Genomic DNA, 24,366 nt, shown 5'->3' with positions numbered 1-24,366 from the left:
TGCAACACGCCGAGGCAAAAACCGGGCTTTGGGCGTTTCGTGGCCCATGATGGGGAAGCGTTGCATGCTGCGCATGAGCCTGCTTACTGTTCCCGAAAAAGTTCTACGTACCTGAAAGGCGAGAATCTCTCCATGACCTCTCCAGCCAACTACCTCGCCATGATCCGCGTCGTCGGTGTTGGCGGCGGCGGCGTCAACGCCGTCAACCGCATGATCGAAGAAGGGCTCAAGGGCGTTGAGTTCGTCGCGGTCAACACCGACTCGCAGGCACTTTTGTTCACCGACGCCGACACCAAGCTCGACATCGGGCGCGAGGCCACCCGCGGGCTCGGCGCGGGCGCGAACCCGGAGGTCGGGCGCACCTCCGCCGAGGATCACAAGCAGGAGATCGAGGAGTCCCTGAAGGGTTCCGACATGGTCTTCGTCACCGCCGGTGAGGGCGGCGGCACCGGCACGGGCGCGGCCCCGGTCGTCGCCGGGATCGCCAAGAAGATGGGTGCTTTGACCATCGGCGTGGTCACCCGCCCGTTCTCCTTCGAGGGCAAGCGCCGCACGCGCCAGGCGCTGGAGGGCATCGAGAACCTGAAGGAGGTCTGCGACACCGTCATCGTCATCCCGAACGACCGCCTTCTGCAGCTCGGCGACGCGGAGCTGTCGATGATGGAGGCCTTCCGGGCGGCGGACGAGGTGCTCTACAACGGCGTGCAGGGTATTACGAACCTCATCACCATCCCCGGCGTGATCAACGTCGACTTCGCCGACGTGCGTTCCGTGATGGCCGACGCGGGCTCCGCCCTCATGGGCGTGGGCTCGGCGCGCGGGGAAAACCGCGTGATGGTGGCCACCGAGCAGGCGATCAACTCCCCGCTTCTGGAGACGACCATGGAGGGCGCCAAGGGCGTGCTCATCTCCGTCGCGGGCGGATCCGACCTCGGCCTGATGGAGGTCAACAACGCCGCCTCCATCGTGGAGGAGAAGGCCGACGACGACGCCAATATCATCTTCGGCACCATCATCGACGACAACCTCGGCGACGAGGTGCGCGTGACCATCATCGCCACCGGCTTCGACGAGAAGGCCAACGCGCGCCCCGAGTCCGCCTCCGGCCAGCAGGACAACGCCGCCGCGGACAACGGCCAGGCCGCCGAGTCCCCGACCCCGGCGCCCGCCCGCGGCTCGCTTTTCGACGACCGCAGCGCAGCCCCGGCCGAGGAGGAGCGCCACGAGGAGTACCAGCCGCGCCACCGCTATGAGGAGCGCAGCTCCGGCCTGTTCACCCGTTCCGGGCGCGACGGCGCCGACCGCGCGCGGGAGGACGACGACGTCGACGTCCCGGATTTCCTGCGCTGACGCTTGGCGCGGGGAGCGCTCGCTAGGGTGGGGGTCATGACATCCGCACGCGAGCGCACCCCCGTCCAGGACCGCCCCGTCCGCATGGTGTTCACCACCCGTGCGGGCGGGGCGTCTGCGTCCCCGTACGATTCCTTCAACCTCGGCGACCACGTGGGCGACGACCCCGAGGCCGTCGCGGCGAACCGCCGGCGCCTCGCCGCGACGGTGGGCCTTGCCCCGGAGGACTTCGTGTGGATGGAGCAGCTGCACACCAACAACGTCACCTTCGTAGACGGCCCGCAAAAGCGCCCCGTCGCGGCCACCGACGCCGTGGTGACCACCACGCCCGGCCTGGCCCTGTGCGTCTTGGTCGCCGATTGCACCCCGGTGTTGCTCGCGGACCACGGCGCCGGCGTCGTCGCCGCCGCCCACGCGGGCCGCATTGGCGCGCGCAACGGGATTGTCGCGCGCACGGTCGAGGCCATGGTGAGCCGCGGCGCCAGCCCGGGGACGATCACGGCGCTGCTCGGCCCAGCCGCGGCCGGGAGCAGCTACGAGGTCCCCCTGGAGATGGCCCGGGACGTCGAAAAGCACTTGCCCGGCTCGATGACGCGCACGGCGCAGGGGAGCCCGGGCCTCGACGTGCGGGCAGGGATCGTGCGGCAGCTGTTCGAGCTCGGCGTCACGCATGTCGACGCGGACCCGCGCGACACCATCACGGACGGGGACTTTTTCTCCTACCGGCGCGACGGCACGACGGGGCGCCAGGCGGGAGTGATTTGGTTGACGGGCACGACACGAAAGGAAGGGTAGACGAAGATGAGCAGGACGGACGAGATCGCGGCGCGGTTAAAGGCAGTGCGCGAGCGCATTGCGGCGGCGGAAGCGCAGGCGGGGCGCGAGCCGGGCAGTGTCCGGCTGGTGCCGGTGAGCAAGTTCCACCCAGTCGAGGACATCGAGATCCTCGCCGGGCTGGGCATCGACCTGGTGGGAGAAAACCGCGAGCAGGAGGCCCGCGCGAAGGCCGAGCACCTCGCCCAGGGCGGAGTTGACGTGGGCATTGCGATGATTGGGCAGATCCAGTCGAAGAAGGCCAACTCCGTGGCGCGCTGGGCAAGCCAGGTCCACTCCGTGGACTCCGTCAAGCTGGCGCGCGGTTTGGAAAGGGGGATGGCGCTCGCCCTCGAGCGCGGGGATCGCGAAAGCGGCGTCCTGCCCTGCCTCGTGCAGCTGTCCGCCGACGGCGACGAGGCGCGCGGGGGAGTGCCGGCGGGCGGGGTTGACGAGGTGGTCGCGGCTGTGGCTGAGTCTGAGCACCTGCGCTTCGCCGGATTTATGGTGGTGCCGCCCCTCGACGCCGACCCGGTGCCCGTGTTCACCCGGGCCCGCGAGATCACCGACGCCCACGCCGCCTCCCTCGGCCGAGACCTCGTCCTGTCCGCCGGGATGTCGGGCGACTTTGAGAAGGCAATCGCGTGTGGCTCGGATATCGTGCGTGTCGGAACCGGGGTGCTGGGGCCGCGGCCCGTAGGCTAACAGCGATGTGATTCCCCGCGCCGCCGCTTGCTGCGGCGCCACCCCGAAAACGACCCCAGGAGCAGCAAAAACATGTCCATCTTCGGCACCGCGAAGGAATTTTTCGGACTCGGCCCGTACAACTACAACGAGGCCGCCTACAACGAGGACCCCGCCTACTACGACGACGACGACTACACCGACGGCGGCTCCACCGCCTACGAGCGCGCCCCCCAGCGCCCCTACTCCGAGGCCGCCCCGCGCCACGACTACCGCGGGACCTACACGCGCACCCTGGAGCCCGCGATCGTCACCGCCACCCCGCGCAGCTACAACGACGCGAAGGAGATCGGCGAGCCCTTCCGCGACGGCGACGCGGTGATTATGGACCTGAGCGACCTCGACGCCGCCGACGCGAAGCGCCTCGTGGACTTCGCCGCCGGGCTGTGCTTCGCCCTGCGCGGGCGGATGCACAACCTGACCCGCGGGATGGACACCGGGCGCCGGGTCTTCGCCATCACCCCGGAAAACGCCCCGTTTACCTCCTCTGAGCTGCAGCGCGCCGCGCGCCTGCGCTAGGGGTTTTGCTTCAGGGGCGTGTGCGTGACCGGCTTGTGCGTCAGGCGCCGGTCAAAAGGCCAGCAGCTTACGAGCTGCTGGCCTTTTCGCGTGTTGCGGGCTGCCCGGCGGTGGCGCCCGCCCGGCACGCGGTTATCCCAGTCGGTCAGGCGGGCTGTAGGCTGGCCGCGTGGCATTGTTTGGAGCAGCTATCTGCGCACTCATCGGCTTGTACACCACGGTGGTGGTGATCCGGATCATCGTCGAGATGATTCAGTCGTTTTCGAAGCAATTCGCACCGCCCCGGTGGTTCATGGTGGTGGCGGAGGCGATGTTCGTGGTCACCGACCCGCCGGTCATGGCGCTGCGCCGCCTCATCCCGCCGCTTCGCCTCAGCGGGGGAGTGGGCCTGGACGTGAGCGTCATTGTCCTCTTTCTTATCCTGGCCATTGCCCAAGTACTTGCGCAGGTCTTCCTTGTCATGCCCTTCCTGTAAGCAGGAAGCGCCGGGGGCAGGGGAAACGCGTTTTGTGGCGCTGGGCTCACCCTCCGGTCGATATTGAGGGTATAAATACACATAGCGCGGGGTTGTCTCGGCTACACTCTCTGTTCAATAAGGAAAATACAACGAACTGTCTGGGCATTTCCCACACGCTGGGATTCGCTCGCGCACCCGTGGCAACGGGTGGGACAACACGAAGGGATCGCTAATGCCGCTCACACCAGCAGACGTGCACAATGTTGCCTTTAGCAAGCCGCCGATTGGCAAGCGCGGTTACAACGAGGACGAGGTTGACCAGTTCCTCGACCTCGTCGAGGACACGCTTGCGCAGCTGCAGGACGAGAACGACGAGCTGCGCGCTCGCGTCGAGGAGCTGGGCAAGGGCGGCCAGCCCGCCGCCGCAGCGCCGGTCCGCGACAGCGGCGTGGACGAGGCCGCGATCCGCAAGGAGATCGAGCAGGAGCTGCGCTCCACTTACGAGCAGAAGCTGCGCGCGGCCGAAGAGGCGAAGACCCGTGCGGAGAACGAGGCTCGCTCCGCCAAGGAGGACGCCACCCGTGCCCGCAAGGAGGCCAACGAGGCGGCAGACAAGGCCCGCCAGCAGTCCGCACAGCAGACAGACGGGGCCCAGCCCGCCACGCAGCAGTCCGCCGGTGACGCCACCGCGGACACCCACGTCCAGGCCGCTAAGGTCCTCGGCATGGCGCAGGAGATGGCGGACCGCCTCACCTCCGAGGCCCAGGCCGAGGCGCGTTCCATGCTCGACGAGGCACGCGGCGCGGCGCAGCGCCAGATCCAGGACGCCGAGACCCAGTCCCGCACCCAGCTCGAAAACGCCGAGAAGAAGGCCAGGGAGACCACGGAGCAGGCGGAGTCCCGCGCCCAGCAGCTCGTCAGCGACGCAGAGCGCAAGGCCGACGAGACCACCAGCGAGGCCAACTCTCGCGCCGAGGCGCAGATCCGCCAGGCGGAGGAGCAGGCCGCGAAGCTGCGCAGCGACGCGGAGCGCAAGCACACCGAGATCATGAACACGGTCAAGCAGCAGCAGACCGCCCTGGAAAACCGCATCGGCGAGCTGCGCACCTTCGAACGCGAGTACCGCACGCGCCTGAAGACCCTGCTGCAGTCCCAGCTCGAGGAGCTGGAAACCCGCGGCACCTTCGCCCCGGGCGGCAACGAGGACAAGTAGGCGCTTAGCGCCTGGGAGGTGGGCTCCCCCGGCCGTCCGGCCGGGGGAGCCTTTCACGCCCGCGTGCCGGTGGACTACACTAGACACCGCATCTAGCGAGCACGCATCGATCCGGCCATCACCGGGGAGCGTTTCCGGAAGAACAGCAGCCCTAAAACGGGGCGGCCCAGTAGAACCGGACGTTACGGGGAGACGTCACTTCCTTCACCACAAATGAAGCGGGGGTCCGTCCAAGGCCCCAAGCAGGGTGGTACCGCGCGGCCCGGGCCGCGTCCCTGCACCAGCGTGGACACAACCGTGAGTGAAGGAGAAAAGATGTCGGACGTCGGCGGCGTTTACCCCAAGGTGGATATGACGGGCGGCAGCTCGAAGTTCCCCGATATGGAACGCGAGGTGCTCTCGTACTGGCAGAAGGACGGGACCTTTGAGGCGTCGTTAAGCAACCGCGAAGGCGGCGAGGAATACGTCTTCAACGATGGCCCCCCGTTTGCTAACGGGCTGCCCCACTACGGCCACCTTCTGACGGGCTACGTCAAGGACATCGTGCCCCGCTACCGCACGATGTCGGGCTACCACGTTCCGCGCGTGTTCGGCTGGGACTGCCACGGCCTGCCCGCCGAGCTGGAGGCCGAAAAGCAGCTCGGCATCAAGGACAAGGGCGAGATCGAGTCCATGGGCCTGGACAAGTTCAACGAGTACTGCGCAACCTCCGTGCTGCAGTATGCGGGGGAGTGGGAGGACTACGTCACCCGCCAGGCCCGCTGGGTCGACTTCGACAACGGCTACAAGACGATGGACCTCGAGTACATGGAGTCCGTCATGTGGGCGTTCAAGGAGCTCTACGACAAGGGGCTGATCTACCAGGGCTTCCGCGTCCTGCCGTACTCCTGGGCGGAGCACACCCCGCTGTCGAACCAGGAGACGCGCCTCGACGACTCCTACCGCGACCGCCAGGACCCGACCGTGACGGTCACCCTGCCGCTGACGGGCGCGCGCGAGGGATTCCCGGCCCAGGACACGTGGCGCGGGCACCCGGAACTTGACGGCGCCGCCGCGATCGCCTGGACCACCACGCCGTGGACCTTGCCGTCGAACCTCGCGCTCGCCGTCGGCCCGGAGATCGAGTACTCCCTCGTCGAGGTCGGAACCGACGGCGCCGCCGAGTTCGTCGGCGCGAAGCTGCTGCTGGCCACCAACCTGCTCGGCGCCTACGCCAAGGAGCTCGGCGAGAACCCCACCGTTGTCTCCACCTTCCGCGGCGCCGAGCTTGAGGGCCTGGAATACACCCCGGTCTTCGACTACTTCGCGGACCAAGACAACGCCTTCATGGTGCTGGTCGCGGACTACGTCTCCACTGAGGACGGCACCGGCATCGTGCACCAGGCGCCCGCCTTCGGTGAGGACGACATGGCCACCACGCAGGAATACGGCATCGACCTGGTGATCCCGGTCGACGCCGACGGCAAGTTCACCTCGCTCGTGCCCGAGTACGAAGGCAAGCTCGTCTTCGACGCCAACCGCGACATCATCCGTGACCTCAAGGCGAAGAAGCGTGTGCTGCGGGACCAGACCATCGTGCACTCCTACCCGCACTCCTGGCGCTCCGGCGAGCCGCTGATCTACATGGCGCTGCCCGCTTGGTTTGTGAAGGTCACCGACGTGCGCGATCGCATGGTCGAGCTCAACCAGCAGATCGAGTGGATCCCCGGGCACATCCGCGACGGGCAGTTCGGCAAGTGGCTCGAGGGCGCGCGCGACTGGAACATCTCGCGCACCCGCTACTGGGGCTCGCCGGTGCCGGCGTGGGTCTCCGACAACCCGGAGTACCCGCGCGTGGACGTCTACGGCTCACTCGATGAGCTCGAGCGTGACTTCGGCGTGCGCCCCACCTCGCTGCACCGCCCCTACATCGACGAGCTGGTGCGCCCCAACCCGGACGACCCGACGGGCCAGTCCATGATGCGGCGCGTGCCCGACGTCCTCGACTGCTGGTTCGAGTCCGGCTCCATGCCGTTCGCGCAGTATCACTACCCCTTCGACAACGTCGAGGAGCACGACGCGCGCCAGCCGGCGGACTTCATCGTGGAGTACTCCGGCCAGACCCGCGGCTGGTTCTACGTCCAGCACGTGCTGGCCACGGCGCTGTTCGATCGCCCGGCCTTCAAGAAGGTCGTCGCCCACGGCATCGTGCTGGGCAACGACGGGCTGAAGATGTCCAAGTCGAAGGGCAACTACCCGGACGTCAACGAGGTCTTCGACCGCGACGGCTCCGACGCCATGCGCTGGTTCCTCATGTCCTCGCCCATCCTGCGCGGCGGCAACCTCATCGTCACCGAGCAGGGCATCCGCGAGGGGGTGCGCCAGGCGCTGCTGCCGCTGTGGAACGCGTACAGCTTCCTGCAGCTCTACTCCTCGGCCGAGGCCACCTGGTCCACAGGCTCGGACAACGTGCTCGACCGCTACATCCTAGCCAAGACCCACGACCTCGTCGCCGGAGTCGACGCGGCGCTGGCGGGCACGCGCATCGCCGACGCCTGCGACGAAGTGCGCCAGTTCGCCGACACCCTGACCAACTGGTACGTGCGCCGCTCCCGCGACCGCTTCTGGGCGGGCCAGGAGGAGCACCCGGCGGCCTTCGACACCCTCTACACGGTGCTCGAGGTCGTCTCCCGCGTCGTGGCCCCGCTTCTGCCCTACGCCTCCGAGGTGATCTGGCGCGGCCTGACCGGCGGGCGCTCCGTGCACCTGGCCGACTACCCCTCGGCCGCCGACCTCCCGGCCGATGCCGACCTGGTCAGCGCGATGGACGCCACCCGCGCGGTGTGCTCCGCGGCAAGCTCCGTGCGCAAAGCCAACAAGCTGCGCAACCGCCTTCCGCTGCCGAAGCTCACGGTGGCGCTGCCGAACTCCGCCTCACTGGCGGACTTCGCCTCCACCATCCGCGACGAGGTCAACGTCAAGGAGGTCGAGCTCACCGACGACGTCGACTCCGCCGGCAGCTTCGAGGTGGTGGTGAACGCGAAGGTCGCCGGCCCGCAGCTGGGCCGCGACGTGCAGCGCGCGATCAAGAACGTCAAGGCGGGCAATTACGTGCGCGAGGGCGACAACGTCGTCGTCGACGGCGACATCGTGCTCACCCCGGAGCTCTACACCGAGCGCCTGGTTGCGGAAAACCCCGAATCCACCGCCCGCGTGACCGGCGAGGGCGGCACAGACGGCCTGGTCGTGCTGGACACGACGGTGACCCCCGAGCTGGAGGCCGAGGGGTGGGCCGCGGACGTGATCCGCGGCCTGCAGGACGCCCGCAAGAGCGAGGACTTCGCCGTGTCCGACCGGATCAGCGTGGTGCTCAGCGTCCCGGCAGACAAGCAGGACTGGGCTCGCGAGCACGCCGAACACATCGCCGCGGAGACGCTGGCGACGTCCTTCGACGTGGTCACCGGCGAAGCGCTCGAGCACGAGGTCGTCGAGGGCGTTTCCGCCTCCGTGGCGAGAAACTCCTAGGGCAGGCGGGCAGCCGCGATAGCTTTGGTGACCATGACTCGCTGGGTGCTGCACATCGACATGGACGCGTTCTACGCCTCCTGCGAGCAGCTCACGCGGCCCACGCTTCGGGGCAGGCCGGTGCTCGTCGCCGGGGTCTCGGGCCGGGGGGTGGTCGCCGGCGCGAGCTACGAGGCCCGCCGTTACGGGGCGCATTCGGCCATGCCCACCCACCGCGCGGCGCGCCTGGTGGGGCCGAAGGCGGTGCTCGTGGAACCACGCCGCGCCGTCTACTCCACCGCCTCGCGCCGAGTTTTCGAGGTCATCGCCCGCCACGTCGAGGCCGATGCCGTAGAGCAGCTGTCCATCGACGAGGCCTACATGGAGCCGAGCGCGCTCGCCGGGGCAACGCCCGATGAGGTGCGCGACTGGGCCAATTCCTTGCGCGCCGCGATCAAGGAGGAGACGGGGCTGCCGTCGTCGATCGGCGCCGGCTCGGGCAAGCAGTACGCGAAGATCGGCTCTGGCCTGGCCAAACCGGACGGCGTGTTCATTATCCCGCACACACAGCAGCTGGACATCCTCCACCCGCTGCCGGTGGGGGAGCTGTGGGGCGCGGGCCCGGTGACGCAGGCGAAGCTGGCCACCGCCGGGGTGGAGACGATCGGGGATTTGGCACGGCTGTCGGAAAAGGAGGTGGAGATCGCCCTCGGCGGGGTGGTGGGCCGCCACTTGTGGCAGCTTGCCCGCGGAGTCGACGAGCGCCCGGTCGCCCCGCGCGCCGAGGCAAAGCAGATCTCCGCCGAGCACACCTACCCGCGCGATCTGACCACCACCGCCGAGGTCGACGCGGCGCTCGATCGCGCCGCCGCCGAGGCACATCGCCGCCTGCTTCGCGACGGCCGCGGGGCGCGCACCGTCAGCGTCAAGCTGCGCATGGCCGACTTTCGCATCGAGTCCCGCTCCGCGACGCTGCCCTACGCCACCGACGACGCAGACACCCTTCGCGCCACCGCTTTCAACCTGGTGCGTTACCCCGGCGAGGTCGGCCCGATCCGCCTGGTCGGGGTATCCTACTCGGGGCTGGAGGAGTCACTGCAAGACGTCCTCTTCCCCGAACTCGACAGGCAGATCGCCGCCCGCCGCGCCGAGCAGGCCGATTACGAAAGCGGCGTCAGCGACCACGAGGTCGACGCCGAGGTCCACGTCGAGCCCGCCCCGTCGCGCGCCGCGGGGCAGTGGCGGCCCACCCAGGACGTGTATCACCCCGACCACGGCCACGGCTGGGTGCAGGGCGCGGGCCACGGACGGGTGACGGTCCGCTTTGAAACGCGGGCTACGGGTCCGGGCACAACCGTCACCTTGGACGCCGCCGACCCCCTGCTCGCCCCCGGCGACCCGATCGAGTCGCTGGCCTGGCAGGACTGGCTCGGCCAGACGCTAGACGCCGAGCAGTAGCGCGGGCTCCGCGCCGGTCGCCAGCGCCGCGGCCAGGGCGATGCGCGCCTGGCCCGCGCGGAGCCAGCCGCCGGGCAGCGCGCCGCGCTCGCCCAGGCTCGACCCGCCGCCGGCGCCGCCGTAGTCGAAGGTGACCTCCCCGAAGGGGACGGAGGTGGCCACCACGACGGGAATGCCGGCGTCGAGCACGCGCCCGAGAGCCTCGCCCATCCCGGCCGAGACGTTGCCCGAGCCGAGCGCCTCCACCACGATCCCGTCCGGGTGTGCCGCGCGCACGAGGTCGACGAGCTCGCCGTCCGCGCCGGGCCAGGCCCGCAGGATGGGTACGTTCACCCCGGCCAGCGGGGCGGGGGCGAGCGGGGTGGGGCGCGGCAGGGGGAGTGGGGCGGTCAAGGCGAAGGCGCGCTTTTCGGTGGTGTCGCGCTTGAGCAGGCCGCGGGCGGCGAGCGTGTCGCCGCCGAAGGTGACCATGACGCCCTGGCCGCGCGAGAGCGGGTCGGCGGCCAGCGAGATCGCCCGTTTCAGGTTCGTCGGCCCGTCCGCGGACGGGTGGTCGGCGGGCAGCTGGGCGCCTGTGAGCACGATGGGGCGCGGGTCGTCGTGGAACAGGTCGAGCGCGAGCGCGGTTTCCGCCATCGAGTCCGTGCCGTGGGTGATGACGATGCCGCCGATGTGGGCGTCGGCAAGCGCCCGGCGAGCAAGGTCGACGAGCGTGTCTATCTCGCCGAGGCCGATGGACGAGGAATCGAGCTGGGCGGCGTCGTAGACGCGGACCGTTTCCAGCGGGTCTGCAGCGCGGACGAGCTCCTCGCCGGACAGGGTGGGGGTGCGCGCGCCCGTGTCCGGGTCGGTGGTGCAGGCGATGGTGCCGCCGGTGGCGATGACGAGGACGAAGGTTCCAGGTTGCTGGGGAATAGTCATGAATACGCGAATATCGGTTTGTTGGTTGGGGTTTATCTTTCGACATCGGTAACCTTAGCCCGGATGGAAACCGGCCCGCCGGTGCCCCGCAGAGCTCAAGGAGAACAAGGAGAAACCGTGAAATCCGCGAAAGCACAGAAGTTTACTGCTGCGCTCGCCGCGCTCGGAGCCGCAGTGACGCTCGCCGCCTGCTCGAACGACGAAGGCGAAAACGGCGCCGCAGACTCCACCCCCACCACCTCCGGCTCCAGCAGCGCCGCCGAGGCCCCGGCCGCCGAGCTGCCCACTGCGGCGGAGCTCAACGCGGTCCTCGTCCGCGCGACAGACCCGAACCTGCCCATCGAGGAGCGCGTGAACACGGTCCAGGGCGGCGAGACCGCGCCTGAGCTTTTCGACGTCATGGCGCAGTCGCAGCAGGAATCCGGCGCCAACTTCCAGGTCGTGGACCCCGTTTTGCCCGGCTACTCCCCGAACACCGCGCTGGCCACCGTTAACTTCACCGCCCCGGACCAGCAGTCGCAGCTGGCGGAAAACGTCGAGTTCATCTACGAGGACGGCACCTGGAAGCTCTCCCAGTCCTGGGCCTGCACCCTGGTGACCAACACCGTGCCGCCCGAGCAGGTGCCCGAGATGTGCCGCACCCAGGCGCCGGCGGACGAGGAGTCGGCCCCCGCCGAGGGCGCTCCCGCCGGGGAGCAGGCGCCGGCTCCGCAGCTCTAGCGCTCGTCGCGCCAGACCTCGCTGGTCCACAGCGTCGACAGCGTGAGGATCCTGGCGCGCGAGTCCCGGGACTCCACGCGCCGACGCCATTGGCGGCGCAACCACCGGTCGTGGCTGGTGATAATCACGGTGCCGGGGAAGTCCACCAGCGCCTCCTCCAGTTCCTCGGCAAGCGCGAGGGAGAGGTGGTTTGTGGGCTCGTCGAGGAGCAGCAGGTCCGGCGGGGAAGACAGGATGATGCCGAGCGAGACGCGGCGGCGCTGCCCGAAGGACAAAGACTCCAGAGGGCTGGCCGCCTGCTTCTCGTTCAAAAGGCCCATCTCCACGAGGTCGGGCACACCCTCCGGCGTAGTGCGCGCAAAGGCCTCGGCAGCCGTGCGGCTCAGGTCCGCCCAGGTGTCGTCCTGCGCGAGGCGCGCCACCGTCATCTCCTCCGGCATGACCAGTTCGCCCTCGTAATCGCGCAGGCTGCCGTCGAGGATCGCCAAAAGCGTGGACTTGCCGGCCCCGTTCGGCCCCTCCACCAGGAGCTGTTGGCCGGGCTGGACCTTGATGCTCAGCGGCTCGAGGCGCCCGGCGACCGCAAGGTCGCGCGCGACGACGGCGGGGACCCCGAGGCTCGCGGTCGCGCTCGGCGGCAGCCCCTGGAACTCCAGGCGCTTCGGCGGGGCGGGCAGCGCCCGGGCGTCGAGCTCGGCGAGGCGGTTTTCGGCGGAGCGGCGGCGGCTGCCCACGGTCTTCGCGGCGCGGTCGGCGTAGAACTTCGCGGCGCTGCGCGTTTCGGTCTTGTTCTCCTGGGAGTGAAAGACCTCGCTCGCGTCGACGTCCGCGGCCTTTTCCAGCCGGGCGCGTTCGTGCTCCTGGGCGGCGTAGTCCGCCTCCCAGCGGCGCCGCCGGGCCTCGCGGGCGGCGAGGTAGTCCGTGAAGGAGCCGGTAAAGCGCGTGCCCTGCCGGGTATCCTCCCCGTAGCCGCCCTCGGAACCCAGGCCGGGGTCGAGGTCGACGAGCCCGTCGCAGGAGGCGTCGAGGAAGTAGCGGTCGTGGCTGGCAGCCAGAACCGGGCCGGTAAAATCCGCGAGCTCGCCGACGAGGAAGTCCACCGCGGCGTCGTCGAGGTGGTTCGTCGGCTCGTCCAGCACCATCGCGTCGACGGGGCGAAGCAGCAGGGTGGCCAGGGCGAAGCGCCGGCGCTGCCCGCCTGACATCTCCCCGAGCGGGGTGGACAGGGGCACGTTGGCCAGGCCCAGGCCCGCCAAGACGGTGGCGATGCGCGCGTCGAGCTCCCACACCCCGTTGTTCTGGGCGAGCGCCAAGGTGCGGTCGAACTCATCGGCTGCGACCGGGTCCGTGGCCATGCGCTCGGACAGCTCCGTGATCCGCGCCTCGATGTCGCGCAGCTGCGCCACCGCGCTCTCGATGAGCTGCGACGCCGGGGCGGTAAAAGGGAGGTCCGTCTCCTGGGGGATGAAACCGGTCACAGGAGGGGAAATAATCGTGCCGCTATCCGGGGTGAGCGCCCCGGAGACAAGCGAGAGGAGCGTGGACTTGCCCGCGCCGTTTTCGCCGATCAGGCCAGTCACCGAGTCGGAGGGCACGGCGAAGGAGATGTCTGTGAGGACGCGCTGGCCCCCGGGGTAGGAAAAGGAGACGCCGTCGAGGCCGATGTGCAGCGGAGCAACCATGCAGAGAGTCTACGTGCCGTACTCGAGGGTCGTGGTGATGTCCTGGACCACCCGCCGCACCGGGTCGGGCCCCGCGTAGACCACGCGCGTCGTGGTGTCGATCTTCCCGGCCACGGGGATCGGCAGCATGGCCTCCACCTCGATGCGGCCCTGCGCGGTCGTCTCCGCGCTCTCGACTGCCAGCCTCTCGCCGTCGAGCTCGCCGGCGATCTCGTTGTCGATGGAGACGCTCTCGCGCGAGGGGCGCTCGGCGACGTCCACGTCGAGGGTGACGCGGTCGCCCTCGATGGCGGCCACGGTGTAGGTCGTGGTGCGCTGCATCGCGTCCGCTCCGGTCACGCGCGCTTCCACGCTCCACGACCCGCCCACCCCGACCGGTTGCTCGGGGAAGACGACGTTGGTGGCCAGCAGCGTGAGCAGGGCACTTTCCACCTCCTGCCTGGCCTGCTGCGTCGACTGCTCGGGCGCGAGGAGCCTGAGGGTGGAGGCGGCGCCGTTCGCGGCGGCGCGCCAGGACATCTGGAAGCCCTCGGCGCTGCCGATATCCTCGGCGGGGCCCTCCGGGGCGCCCACCGTGAGGTGCACGAGGCGCTGCGCCGGTTCCTCGTCCGCGCCGGGCGCGGGCGCTTCGCCTGCGCTCACGCCGAGCGGCAGTGTCACGGCCTCCGCGCTTGCGTCCGCGGGGGCCTGCGGCTCAACGTCCTCCGCGGCGACGACCTGCTGGGCGAACCCGCGCCCGACCGCGACGCTCGTCTCGGCCTGCTCGAGCTCCCCCACGTCGAAGGTGAGCTCCCGGGGGTCGTCCCCGGCGTCGATCAGGCTGATCGTCGGCTGCTCGACGGCGAAGGCGGGCACCCCTTCCAGCGGGTCGGGCCCCGGCCCGGCGCACGCCGCGAGGGCGAAGAGCGGGAGGACAACGAAGGCGGCGCGGCGGGGCACGGAGGGGATAGTCACACGACGAACTTACCGTGACGGCCCACCAGGAGCCCCACCGTGGGGCCGCCATGGGGCGCAGCGCGGCGGGGAGCGGCTACAGTAAACAGGCGATGGATGAACAGAAGGTGCGCGGCGCGTCGCGCAGTGGGAAGGGCCGGAGGCTGGCGGTCGTCGCGGCGGTAATGCTCGCGATCGCGGCCGTCGACCAGGTGGTCAAGCAGATCGCGGTGACCACGCTCGAGCCCGGCGAGCCCGTCCCCGTCATCGGGGACTGGTTCCGCCTGCTCTTGTTGTTTAACCCCGGCGCGGCCTTTTCCATGGGCCAGGATTCGACCTGGCTATTTACCACCCTCCAGCTGGCCTTCGTCGTCGGCGCCCTCATCGCCGCCCCGCACATCTCCCACCGCCTGGAGCTCGCGGGAATCGCCTTCATCGCGGGCGGGGCGCTGGGCAACCTCACCGATCGGCTGTTCCGCCCGCCCGGGTTCTGGTTCGGCCACGTGGTCGACTACATTTCGGTGGGCGGTTTCGCCGTGTTCAACCTCGCTGACGCCGCGATCACCGTCGGAGTAGTCATCTTCGTCCTCGCTCTCTTCCTCGGGGAGTCCGACCATGACCGGTGAGTTCCGCGCCCTGCCCGTGCCCGAGGGGCTTGACGGCATGCGTGTCGACGCCGCCGTGGCCAAAATCTTCGGCATCTCCCGCGCCCTCGCCGCCGAGATCATCGCCGACGGGGATGTGCTAGTCGACGCCACCGAGGTCCAGAAGTCCGAGCGCGTGCGCGCCGGGGCAATGCTCGAAGCCACGCTGCCCGCCCCGAAAACGCCCCCGCGCCCGCGGGTCGAGCGCGTCGAGGGCATGAGCGTCATCTACTCCGACGCGGACGTGATTGCCGTCGATAAGCCGGTCGGCGTCGCCGCGCACCCCACCCTGGGATGGGAGGGCCCAACCGTGGTCGGCGGGCTCGAGGCGATGGGCTTCGAGCTTCCCGACGCCGGCCCGCCCGAACGAAAGGGCATCGTCCAGCGCCTCGACGTAGGAACCTCCGGGGTGATGGTCGTGGCCGCGAGCGTGCACGGCTACTCCGTGCTCAAGCGCGCGTTTCGCGAGCGCACCGTGGAAAAGACCTACCACGCCGTCGTCCAGGGCCTGCCCGACCCGATCGTGGGCACCATCGACGCCCCGATCGGGCGCCACCCCTCCGCCGGGTGGAAGTTCGCCGTCACCGCCGACGGGCGCAATTCCGTGACCCACTACGAGGTCATCGAGGCCTTCCGCGAGGCCTCCCTGCTCGAGGTGCGCCTGGAAACCGGCCGCACCCACCAGATCCGCGTCCACATGTCCGCCACCGGGCACCCCTGTGCGGGTGACCCGATGTACGGCTCGGACCCGAACCTGGCGAAGCGCCTCGGCCTGACGCGGCAGTGGCTGCACGCCACCAGGCTGGGCTTCACGCACCCGCGCTCGGCGACGTGGATGGAGGTGGAGTCGCCCTACCCGGACGATCTCGCCCGTGCCCTCGAGGTTTTGCGGGCGTGAAACTCGTCATCGGCGCAGCCGCGGCGGTGGTGATCGGCGTCGCGGGGCTGGTGGCGCTCGGCGAGAGCGTGCAGGTCCCGCCCGTGCCCGCCGGGGACCAGCTCGGGAGGGAAACGGGCGAGACGTGGGAGGAGTACGCGCGGCGCGCCGCCGACTCGCTGGACTGGGCCCCCGCCGAGGAGCCGGTTTTCGCCCTGGTCACCCTCGCGCCGGGCGCCGGGCCCGCCGAGGCCGCGGCGGCGCTGGAAGGCGTCGGCCGCGTCAACGCCGCCGTCTTCGAGGGGCAGGCGGCGCGCCCCGTGCCCGAACCTACCGGGGACGAGGGGCGCGCCGAGGTCTTCGCCCGCGCCGCCGCGCGCGCCGGTGTGGACCCGGGCAGCGTGGTGGGCGCGGTCATGTACGCCCCGGGCCGCCAGGCACGCGAGGTGGCGCAGCGCACCGGGGTGGCCGCGGTGGAGGCGCTGCCGCCCGACGCAGTGTGGGGGGCCTTCGCCATCGTTCCCACACCGTCAGGGTAAGCCGGGGGTAAAACACGCCGGGACGGGGTATACTTCCGCCCGTTATGTCCGAGTGCAACGCACGGGCCCGGCAGGGGTCGGCGGCGCACCAGTCTGTGAGGAGAAGCGGTGCACCCTTCCAGTGACGCACTCACCTCCGCGCCCTCGTGTGGCGCAGGAGGCACGAGCCTGAAGCTACGAGTGAAGATGGCCTGCGCCGCGGGGGTGGCGGCCACAGCGCTGTTCGCCGCCGGGTGCGGCGTCGGAGGGGGAGACGTCGCGGACGGCCTGGGCGCCGGCGACTACACCGTGGCCGAGGTGGGCGACGTCACCAACAGCATCGTGGTCAACGGCAACATCGCGCCGATCCGCTCCACCAGCATTACCTCGCCGGTGCAGTCGGAGGTCATCCAGCTCGCCGTCGCCGCCGGCGACCGCGTCGAGCAGGGGCAGTTCCTTGCCGAGATGGACACGGAGGCTCTCGAGCGTCAGCTGGCCGAGCAGCGCCAGCAGGCGGCCGCCGCCCAGGCCGAGGCGGCGCAGGGCTACCAGCAGGCCAGGGACCAGCTCGCGGCGCACACCGCGCAGGTCCAGAACGGGACGCACCCCGCCATCAGCGCGGCCCGCGCCCAGGTGGCCGAGGCCCAGGCCGCCGCGAGCGCGCCCGGCGCCCCGGCGCCGATGATCCTGGCCTCCAACGAGCAGGGCCAAACCGTGGGGATCGCGCCCGCGGAGGGCGGGGAAGAAGCGGCGCAGCAGGCGCAGGCGGTGCAAGCGCAGCAGGCGCAGGCGGTGCTCCAGGCGGCGCAGGCGCAGGCCGAGCAGGAGAGCCAGCAGCTCCAGGCCCAGGCGGAAAGCGCGCTGCAGCAGGCCCAGGCCGCGAACAATATCGGAACCGATAGCACCCTCGAGTACCAGGTGCAGCAGAGCACGATTTACGCCCCCATGGCAGGCGTCGTCGCCACCGTGGATGTCCAAGTGGGTGACGTGCCGCAGGGGCGCATCCTGACCATCGCCGACGACTCTCGCCTGCTTATCCACTCGGAGGTGCGCGAGGCCGACATCGCCAGCGTGAAAACGGGCGACCGTGTGCGCTTTACCTCCACCGCGACCGGCGAGAAGGAGTTCACCGGCAAGGTGCGCCGGATCGCCCCCGTCGGGTCGCAGGGCCCGGCAAACCCCGAGCAGCAACAGCAGGGCGCGAGCGCAGCCCGCACGGGGAGCGTGAGCTTCCCCATCGAGATCGAGGTTGAGGGCGACAGGGAGGGCCTGCTCCTCGGCGGGTCCGTGCGCGCGGAGATCATCACGGACGAGACCCCCGAGGCGCTGATGGTCCCCCGCGACGCGATCTACGACGACGACAAGATCCTCGTTCTGGCCACCGACGACGGCGAGGAAGGCGCGACGCAGGGCACCGTCGAGGAGCGCACCGTGACAACCGGCACCGCCAACGAGGTCGACATCGCGGTGACCGGGGGAGACCTTGAGCCCGGGGACATCGTCATCAACTGGCCCGACAGGTACCGTGACCGGCTGGGCGAAACGGTGCAGATCTCCGACCCGAACTTCGACCCGTCCCAGGTGGACGAGGCAGGCGGCGATAACGCTGGCCAGGGCGAGTAGGGGGCGTCGTGAAGCATTCGCTCACCCCCGATACGCCCGCGGACATGGCCTCGGACATGGCCTCGACCGGCCTGCTGATTGACATGCGCGGCATCGTCAAAACCTACAACCCCGGCGAGCCGAGCGAGGTCCAGGTCCTGCACGGCATCGACTTCCACACCGAGCAGGGCGAGTTCGTTTCCATCGTCGGGCCCTCCGGCTGCGGCAAGTCGACCCTGATGAACCTCATCGGGATGCTCGACCGTCCCACGGAGGGCGCCTACGCGTTCAACGGCGAGCCCGTCTACGCCAAGGAGGACAACGAGTTGGCCTCCTACCGCAGCAACAACATCGGGTTCATCTTCCAAAACTTCAACCTCATCGGGCGTATCGACGCCCTCCAGAACGTAGCCATGCCCATGATGTACGCCGGGGTGGAAAAGAAGGAACGCGAGGCGCGTGCCGCTGATCTGCTCGAGCGCGTCGGCATGGGCGATCGCCTCAACCACAACCCCAACGAGCTCTCCGGCGGCCAGAAGCAGCGCGTGGCCATCGCGCGCAGCCTCGCCAACGACCCCGACCTGCTGCTTGCCGACGAGCCGACCGGCGCCCTGGATTCCGCCACGGGGCGGCTGGTCATGGACCTGTTCCACGAGCTCAACCAGAAGCTGGGTAAGGCCATCGTGTTCATCACCCACAACCCCGACCTCGCCGAAGAAACCGGGCGCGTGGTCGAGATGATGGACGGGCGCATCAGTAACATTCGCACCCCAGAGGGGGCCGCGGCGAAGGCGGCGGCGCGGGCAGGTGAGAGCCAGTGAACCTGCGCGAATCCCTCAGGCTCGCGGCGGCGAGCCTGAACGCCAACAAGATGCGCTCCCTTTTGACCCTGCTGGGCATCATCATCGGCATCATGGCCGTGATCATCATCATGACACTCGGCTCCGGGCTGCAGAAGCAGGTCCTGAACAGCCTGGAGGGTGTCGGGGCGATGAGCCACATCGCCACCGTCCACCCCCGCGCGGACGCGCAGGCGGAGGAGGACCCCTTCGCGGCCTTCGGTGGTTTGGCGACCCCCGAGGAGGAGGACATGGTGAGCATGGACGACCTCCAGGAGCTGCGCGATCACTTCGGCCCGCGCGTGACCGGCGTCGACCTGCCGAACGCGCTGACCTTGGACGCGGCGGCGACCTACGGCCAAGAGGAGGGCAACGCGACGGTCTACCCGGTGCTCGAGGATTCCTTCCGCATGCGCAACCTCAACGTGGAGTTCGGCAGGGCGCTCGGCCCCGAGGACATCCAGGGGCAGCGCCCGCTCACGGTCGTCAGCCCATCTCTTATCGACGAGCTGTTTGGCGGCGACGCCCAGGGCGCGCTCGGGGAGAGGATCGACCTTAACGTCGGCAGCCAGACGGCGGTATTCACGATCGTCGGCGTGCTCGAAGATCGCAACGACTCCGCCCAGTTCGTCGCCGGGGGCCAGCCGCTCGACGCCTACATCCCGCTGCCCGCCGCGGACCGGCTCGGGTCGCCGGTGGAGTACGTCGACTCCTTCGCCGTGCAGTCCAGCGCCGAGGAGGACCCGGCCGCGTTCCAGCAGGACCTGCAGGCCTACCTCGACCGGTGGTACCAGCGCAACGAGAACTTCGAGATCACCGTGCTTGACCTGTCGGCCGGGCTGGAGCAGCTCACCGGCGTCTTTAATATCATCGCGCAGGTGCTCGCCTCCATCGGCGGCATTTCGCTCTTGGTCGGCGGCATCGGCGTGATGAACATCATGCTCATCACCGTCACCGAGCGCACCCGCGAGATCGGCGTGCGCAAGGCGCTCGGCGCGACGAACACGGACATCCGCACGCAGTTCATCGTGGAGGCCATGCTGGTCTGCCTCGTCGGCGGCATCATCGGTGTTGTTCTCGGCGGGGTGATTGGCATGATCGCCACCGCGTCTTTCGACGCCTTCGTCTACCCGCCGCTGGGCGCGGTGCTCTTCTCGCTGGCTTTCTCCCTCATCACGGGCGTGTTCTTCGGCGCCTACCCGGCGTCGAAAGCCGTAAAGATGCAGCCTATCGACGCCCTGCGTTACGAGTAGGCCGGGCCCGCGGCGCGGGTTGACGGGGCGGATAAGATGAGCCGCATGGCCAAAAAATCCTCCTTCGTCCACCTGCACAACCACACGGAGTTCTCCATGCTGGACGGCATGGCCAAGGTGGATCTTCTGGCGGAGGAGGTCGTGCGCCAGGGCATGCCGGCCGTGGGGATGACCGACCACGGCAACATGTTCGGCTCCAACGCGTTCTACCGCAGGATGGTCGACGCGGGCGTCAAGCCGATCATCGGCATCGAGGCCTACATGGCGCCGGGCTCGCGCTTCAACAAGAAGCGCGTCCTGTGGGGCACCCCCGACCAGAAGCCTGACGACGTCTCCGCCTCGGGCGCCTATCTGCACCAGACGATGCTGGCGGAAAACGCCACGGGCCTGCGCAACCTGTTCAAGCTGTCGTCGCTGGCCTCCTACGAGGGCCAGCTGGGTAAGTGGCCGCGCATGGACGCCGAGCTCATCGCCGAGCACGCCGACGGCATCATCGCCACCACCGGCTGCCCCTCGGGCGACGTGCAGACGAGGCTCCGGCTGGGCCAGTACGACGAGGCGCTCGAGGCCGCCGCGATGTGGCAGGACATCTACGGCAAGGACAACTACTTCCTCGAACTGATGGACCACGGCCTGCACATCGAGCGCCGCGTGCGCGACGACTTGCTGCGCATCGGCGAGGCGCTCGGCCTGCCGCCTTTGGTCACCAACGACTGCCACTACGTCCTCGAATCCCAGGCCCCGTCGCACGAGGCGATGTTGTGCGTGCAGACGGGCAAGACGCTGATGGACCCCGACCGCTTCAAGTTCGACGGCACCGGCTACTACATCAAGTCCGCCGAGCAGATGCGCGAGCTGTGGGACACGGTGGTCCCGGACGGCTGCGACAACACGCTGTGGATCGCCGAGCGGGTGGGCGACTACGGCCAGCTGTGGGAGGAGCACCCGCACGACCGCATGCCCATCGCGGACGTGCCCGAGGGGGAGACCCCGACGACGTGGCTGCGCAAGGAGGTGCACAAGGGGCTGCGCGAGCGCTTCGAGGGCAAGGAGGTGCCCGCCGAGTACGCCGAGCGCGCCGACTACGAGATCGACGTCATCGACATGAAGGGCTACCCCTCCTACTTCCTCATCGTCGCCGAGCTGATCAAGCACGCCCGCGAGATCGGGATCCGCGTCGGCCCGGGCCGCGGCTCGGCGGCAGGCTCGCTCGTGGCCTACGCGCTGACCATTACGAACATCGACCCGATGGAGCACGGGCTGCTCTTCGAGAGGTTCCTCAACCCGGAGCGCCCCTCGGCGCCGGATATCGATATCGACTTCGACGACCGCCGCCGCGGCGAGATGATCACCTACGCCGCCGAGCGCTGGGGCGAGGACAAGATCGCCCAGGTGATCACCTTCGGCACCGTGAAGACGAAGCAGGCGATCAAGGACTCCGCCCGCGTTCATTTCGGTCAGCCAGGCTTCCAGATGGCCGACCGGATCAACGGTGCGCTGCCGCCGGCGGTGATGGCCAAGGACATCCCCCTGTCGGGTATCACGAATCCGGAGCACGAGCGCTACGCGGAGGCCGCCGAGGTGCGCTCGCTCATTGAGACGGACCCCGACGTGGCGAAGATCTACGAGACCGCCCGCGGGCTTGAGGGCGTGGTGCGCCAGGCCGGCGTGCACGCCTGCGCGGTGATCATGGCCTCCGTGCCGCTGATGGACCACATCCCGATGTGGAAGCGGCCTGCCGACGGCGCCATCATCACGGGCTGGGACTACCCGGCCTGCGAGGCGATCGGCCTGTTGAAGATGGACTTCCTCGGCCTGCGCAACCTCACGGTGCTTGGCGACGCCTTGGAGAACGTGAAGAAAAACCGCGGCGAAACCCTCGACCTGGAGGGCCTGGACACCGACGACGCCGCCGTCTACCAGCTGCTCTCCCGCGGCGACACACTCGGCGTGTTCCAGCTGGACTCGGGCGGCATGCAGGACCTGCTCAAGCGCATGCGCCCCACGGGCTTCAACGACATCGTCGCCTCGCTGGCGCTCTACCGCCCGGGCCCGATGGGCGTGAACGCGCACTGGGATTACGCCGACCGCAAAAACGGGCGCAAGCCGATCACCCCGATTCACCCGGAGCTCGAGGAGCCGCTGAAGGAGATCCTCGACGAAACCTACGGCCTCATCGTCTACCAGGAGCAGATCATGAGGATCTCGCAGAAGGTGGCGAACTACACTGCCGGCGAGGCAGACGGCTTCCGCAAGGCGATGGGCAAGAAGAAGCCCGAGGTGCTGGCGCAGCAGTACGAGAAGTTCTCCCAGGGCATGTTTTCCAACGGCTACTCCAAGGACGCCGTCGACGCCCTGTGGGGCACAATCGAGCCCTTCGCCTCCTACGCCTTCAACAAGTCCCACGCCGCGGGCTACGCGCTCGTGTCCTACTGGACGGCCTACATGAAGGCGAACTACACCGCCGAGTACATGGCGGCGCTTCTCACCTCAGTGGGCGACAAGAAGGACAAGTCCGCCATCTACCTCGCCGACTGCCGCCACCTGGGCATTTCGGTGCTGCAGCCGGACATCAACGAATCCGAGGAGAACTTCATCGCCGTCGGCGAGGACATCCGCTACGGCCTGGCCGCGGTGCGCAACGTCGGCGCCGAGGTGGTGGAGTCCATCAAGGACACCCGCAAGGCGAAGGGCGCGTTCACCAGCTTTTCCGACTACCTGGACAAGATCGACTTGCTGCCGTGCAACAAGCGCATCACGGAGTCGCTCATCAAGGCCGGCGCCTTCGATTCGCTGGGACACCCGCGCAAGGGCCTCATGCTCATCCAGGAAGACGCCGTGGACTCCGTGCTGACCACGAAAAAGGCGGCCGACAAGGGGCAGTTCGACCTCTTCGCCGGCCTCGGCGGCGGTAAAGGCGAGGCCTCGGCAGCGTTCGCGCTCGAGGTGCCGGAGGACGAATGGGACCGCAAACACAAGCTGGCGCTGGAGCGCGAGATGCTCGGCCTGTACGTCTCGGGCCACCCGCTCGACGGCTTCGGGGAGGCACTCGACGCGCAGACGGACACGCAGCTGACCGACATCCTGTCCGGGGAGATGCGCAACGGCGCGGAGGTGACCATCGGCGGCCTCATTTCGGGCGTCGATAGGCGATTTTCTAAGAAGGACGGCTCGCCGTGGGCCATCGTGACCATCGAGGACCATCACGGTGCGCAGGTGGAGGTTCTGCTGTTTAACAAGGTCTACGCGCTGGTCGCCCCGCAGATTGTGGAGGACAACATCATCCTGGTCAAGGCGCACGTGTCCATCCGCGACGAGCGCATGAGCCTGTTCGGCGACGACGTCAAGGTTCCCGAGCTCGGCCCGGGCAACGGCGCCGGCCTGCCGCTGCGGCTCACGCTGCGCACCGAGCAGTGCACCCTGGACAACGTCCGCAGGCTCAAGGACGTCCTCGTGGCCAACCCCGGGGACTCGGATGTCTACCTCAACCTCGTCCACGGCGACCAGGAGCAGCTCATGGTGCTCGGCGACCACCTGCGCGTTGAGCGCTCAGCGAACCTGATGGGCGACCTCAAGGCGAACCTGGGCGCCGGGATCCTGGGCTAGGCTACTCCCCGTGGAACGAGAAACTGGTGACCTCGCGTTCACGAGGACGGCCGTAGAAGGCATCGACGACGAGCTGTTCACCCGCTACAAGGGAGGCTGGCCGCACGAAATTGGCATCGCGTTGTGGGATGCCGTCTACAGCATGAGCTCCCACTACAGTGGGGTGAAGGCTGGCCTTGCGGGCCTGAGGGATGGGCTGCACGAACGCGGCATGAGCACAGACTCCCTCAGCGTCGTGGCGCACCTGGACGAGCGCGTCGTCATCGAGGCCATGGGCGCCGGCCGCGTCGCGCCCGGCAGACCGAGAAGCACCACCAAGGCGGCCGCGGCGCGGGAGGTCGCCCGGCGCTTCCGCGACGTGAATATTGAGACCGCGGCCGACCTTCGCTCCTTCGCCTACCCCACGGGTTCGCGTCGGCCCGACGAGGATCGGGTCGCAGCGCTCATCCGGGCGTACAGCGGCGTCTACGGGTGCGGGCCGGTCACCGCCGAGTACTTCCTCATGCTCATGGGGGTTCCCGGGCTCAAGGCAGACCGGCGCCTGGTGGGTTTCGTCTCCCGGGCCGTCGGCAGGACGGTCAGCAGCCGGGAGGCCCGCCGCCTCCTCGTCGACGTCTACGAGACGCTCGCCGAGGAGGGCGCGTGCACCGCAACTCTCCTTGAGTTCGACCACGCGATCTGGCTGCACGAGAAGTCTCAACACGAAGGGCCGAGGGCGCAGGGGCTACACTGAT

20 protein-coding genes are annotated in these 24,366 nt (G+C 69.1%); 17 read left to right on the top strand and 3 right to left on the bottom strand.

What is annotated here, in order from left to right:
- Positions 1-132: 132 nt before the first annotated feature.
- The 8 genes from ftsZ (at position 133) to CAURIS_RS07485 (ending at position 10,037) form a co-directional block, all read left to right on the top strand.
- Positions 133-1,350 (top strand): cell division protein FtsZ, encoded by a 1,218-nt coding sequence (gene ftsZ, locus CAURIS_RS07520; RefSeq protein ID WP_290341428.1) that lies wholly within the window; start codon positions 133-135, stop codon positions 1,348-1,350.
- A 36-nt stretch (positions 1,351-1,386) separates the two neighbouring features.
- A complete protein-coding gene (pgeF, locus tag CAURIS_RS07515) occupies positions 1,387-2,145 on the top strand; it encodes a peptidoglycan editing factor PgeF (protein WP_290341427.1) in 759 nt (252 codons plus the stop codon).
- A 6-nt stretch (positions 2,146-2,151) separates the two neighbouring features.
- Positions 2,152-2,868, top strand: coding sequence for a YggS family pyridoxal phosphate-dependent enzyme (locus tag CAURIS_RS07510; RefSeq protein ID WP_290341426.1), 717 nt, complete (start codon positions 2,152-2,154; stop codon positions 2,866-2,868).
- A 72-nt stretch (positions 2,869-2,940) separates the two neighbouring features.
- Positions 2,941-3,426, top strand: a complete 486-nt coding sequence (locus tag CAURIS_RS07505) for a cell division protein SepF (RefSeq protein ID WP_290341425.1) — start codon at positions 2,941-2,943, stop codon at positions 3,424-3,426.
- A gap of 169 nt (positions 3,427-3,595) precedes the next feature.
- The gene (locus tag CAURIS_RS07500) at positions 3,596-3,901 is read left to right on the top strand and encodes a YggT family protein (RefSeq protein WP_290341424.1); all 306 of its coding nucleotides are present in this window, start codon (positions 3,596-3,598) and stop codon (positions 3,899-3,901) included.
- Between the two features lie 214 nt (positions 3,902-4,115).
- The gene (gene wag31 / locus CAURIS_RS07495; protein ID WP_290341423.1) at positions 4,116-5,096 is read left to right on the top strand and encodes a DivIVA-like cell division protein Wag31; all 981 of its coding nucleotides are present in this window, start codon (positions 4,116-4,118) and stop codon (positions 5,094-5,096) included.
- Between the two features lie 315 nt (positions 5,097-5,411).
- Positions 5,412-8,600, top strand: a complete 3,189-nt coding sequence (ileS, locus tag CAURIS_RS07490) for an isoleucine--tRNA ligase (protein WP_290341422.1) — start codon at positions 5,412-5,414, stop codon at positions 8,598-8,600.
- A gap of 33 nt (positions 8,601-8,633) precedes the next feature.
- The gene (locus CAURIS_RS07485) at positions 8,634-10,037 is read left to right on the top strand and encodes a DNA polymerase IV (protein ID WP_290341421.1); all 1,404 of its coding nucleotides are present in this window, start codon (positions 8,634-8,636) and stop codon (positions 10,035-10,037) included.
- Here the strand turns inward: CAURIS_RS07485 and CAURIS_RS07480 are convergent.
- Complete coding sequence (locus CAURIS_RS07480; RefSeq protein WP_290341420.1) at positions 10,020-10,958, bottom strand: asparaginase; 939 nt, start codon at positions 10,956-10,958, stop codon at positions 10,020-10,022. The two genes, CAURIS_RS07485 and CAURIS_RS07480, sit on opposite strands and share 18 nt — an antisense overlap.
- A 117-nt stretch (positions 10,959-11,075) precedes the next feature.
- On the opposite strand from CAURIS_RS07480, the gene CAURIS_RS07475 reads away from it, so the two are divergent.
- Positions 11,076-11,678, top strand: coding sequence for a WKL family lipoprotein (locus tag CAURIS_RS07475; RefSeq protein ID WP_290341419.1), 603 nt, complete (start codon positions 11,076-11,078; stop codon positions 11,676-11,678).
- Here the strand turns inward: CAURIS_RS07475 and CAURIS_RS07470 are convergent.
- Positions 11,675-13,360 (bottom strand): ATP-binding cassette domain-containing protein, encoded by a 1,686-nt coding sequence (locus tag CAURIS_RS07470; RefSeq protein ID WP_290341418.1) that lies wholly within the window; start codon positions 13,358-13,360, stop codon positions 11,675-11,677. The genes CAURIS_RS07475 and CAURIS_RS07470 overlap by 4 nt on opposite strands.
- A gap of 9 nt (positions 13,361-13,369) precedes the next feature.
- Positions 13,370-14,314, bottom strand: a complete 945-nt coding sequence (locus CAURIS_RS07465) for a DUF6263 family protein (RefSeq protein WP_290341417.1) — start codon at positions 14,312-14,314, stop codon at positions 13,370-13,372.
- A gap of 92 nt (positions 14,315-14,406) precedes the next feature.
- Between CAURIS_RS07465 and lspA the strand changes: the two genes are divergently transcribed.
- From lspA to CAURIS_RS07425, 8 genes are all read left to right on the top strand, one after another.
- Positions 14,407-14,919 carry a signal peptidase II gene (gene lspA / locus CAURIS_RS07460; RefSeq protein ID WP_290341416.1) on the top strand — a complete coding sequence of 171 codons (513 nt, stop codon included), beginning with the start codon at positions 14,407-14,409 and terminating at the stop codon, positions 14,917-14,919.
- Positions 14,909-15,835 carry an RluA family pseudouridine synthase gene (locus tag CAURIS_RS07455; RefSeq protein WP_290341414.1) on the top strand — a complete coding sequence of 309 codons (927 nt, stop codon included), beginning with the start codon at positions 14,909-14,911 and terminating at the stop codon, positions 15,833-15,835. Before lspA ends, CAURIS_RS07455 begins: the two co-directional genes overlap by 11 nt.
- Complete coding sequence (locus CAURIS_RS07450) at positions 15,832-16,353, top strand: hypothetical protein (RefSeq protein WP_290341413.1); 522 nt, start codon at positions 15,832-15,834, stop codon at positions 16,351-16,353. Before CAURIS_RS07455 ends, CAURIS_RS07450 begins: the two co-directional genes overlap by 4 nt.
- A 108-nt stretch (positions 16,354-16,461) precedes the next feature.
- Positions 16,462-17,955 carry an efflux RND transporter periplasmic adaptor subunit gene (locus CAURIS_RS07445; protein WP_290341412.1) on the top strand — a complete coding sequence of 498 codons (1,494 nt, stop codon included), beginning with the start codon at positions 16,462-16,464 and terminating at the stop codon, positions 17,953-17,955.
- Between the two features lie 56 nt (positions 17,956-18,011).
- Positions 18,012-18,755, top strand: a complete 744-nt coding sequence (locus CAURIS_RS07440; RefSeq protein ID WP_290343351.1) for an ABC transporter ATP-binding protein — start codon at positions 18,012-18,014, stop codon at positions 18,753-18,755.
- A complete protein-coding gene (locus CAURIS_RS07435; RefSeq protein WP_290341411.1) occupies positions 18,752-20,026 on the top strand; it encodes an ABC transporter permease in 1,275 nt (424 codons plus the stop codon). Before CAURIS_RS07440 ends, CAURIS_RS07435 begins: the two co-directional genes overlap by 4 nt.
- A 45-nt stretch (positions 20,027-20,071) precedes the next feature.
- Positions 20,072-23,632 (top strand): DNA polymerase III subunit alpha, encoded by a 3,561-nt coding sequence (dnaE, locus tag CAURIS_RS07430; RefSeq protein ID WP_290341410.1) that lies wholly within the window; start codon positions 20,072-20,074, stop codon positions 23,630-23,632.
- A gap of 10 nt (positions 23,633-23,642) precedes the next feature.
- On the top strand, positions 23,643-24,365 hold the full coding sequence (locus CAURIS_RS07425; protein ID WP_290341409.1) for a DUF8548 family protein: 723 nt from the start codon (positions 23,643-23,645) through the stop codon (positions 24,363-24,365).
- The last annotated feature ends 1 nt before the right edge of the window (position 24,366 follow it).

The sequence above is a fragment of the Corynebacterium auris genome (assembly GCF_030408575.1).
Lineage (GTDB): Bacteria > Actinomycetota > Actinomycetes > Mycobacteriales > Mycobacteriaceae > Corynebacterium > Corynebacterium auris.
The sequence above is the reverse complement of the archived record's forward strand: the minus strand, read 5'-3'. Positions and strand labels throughout refer to the sequence as shown.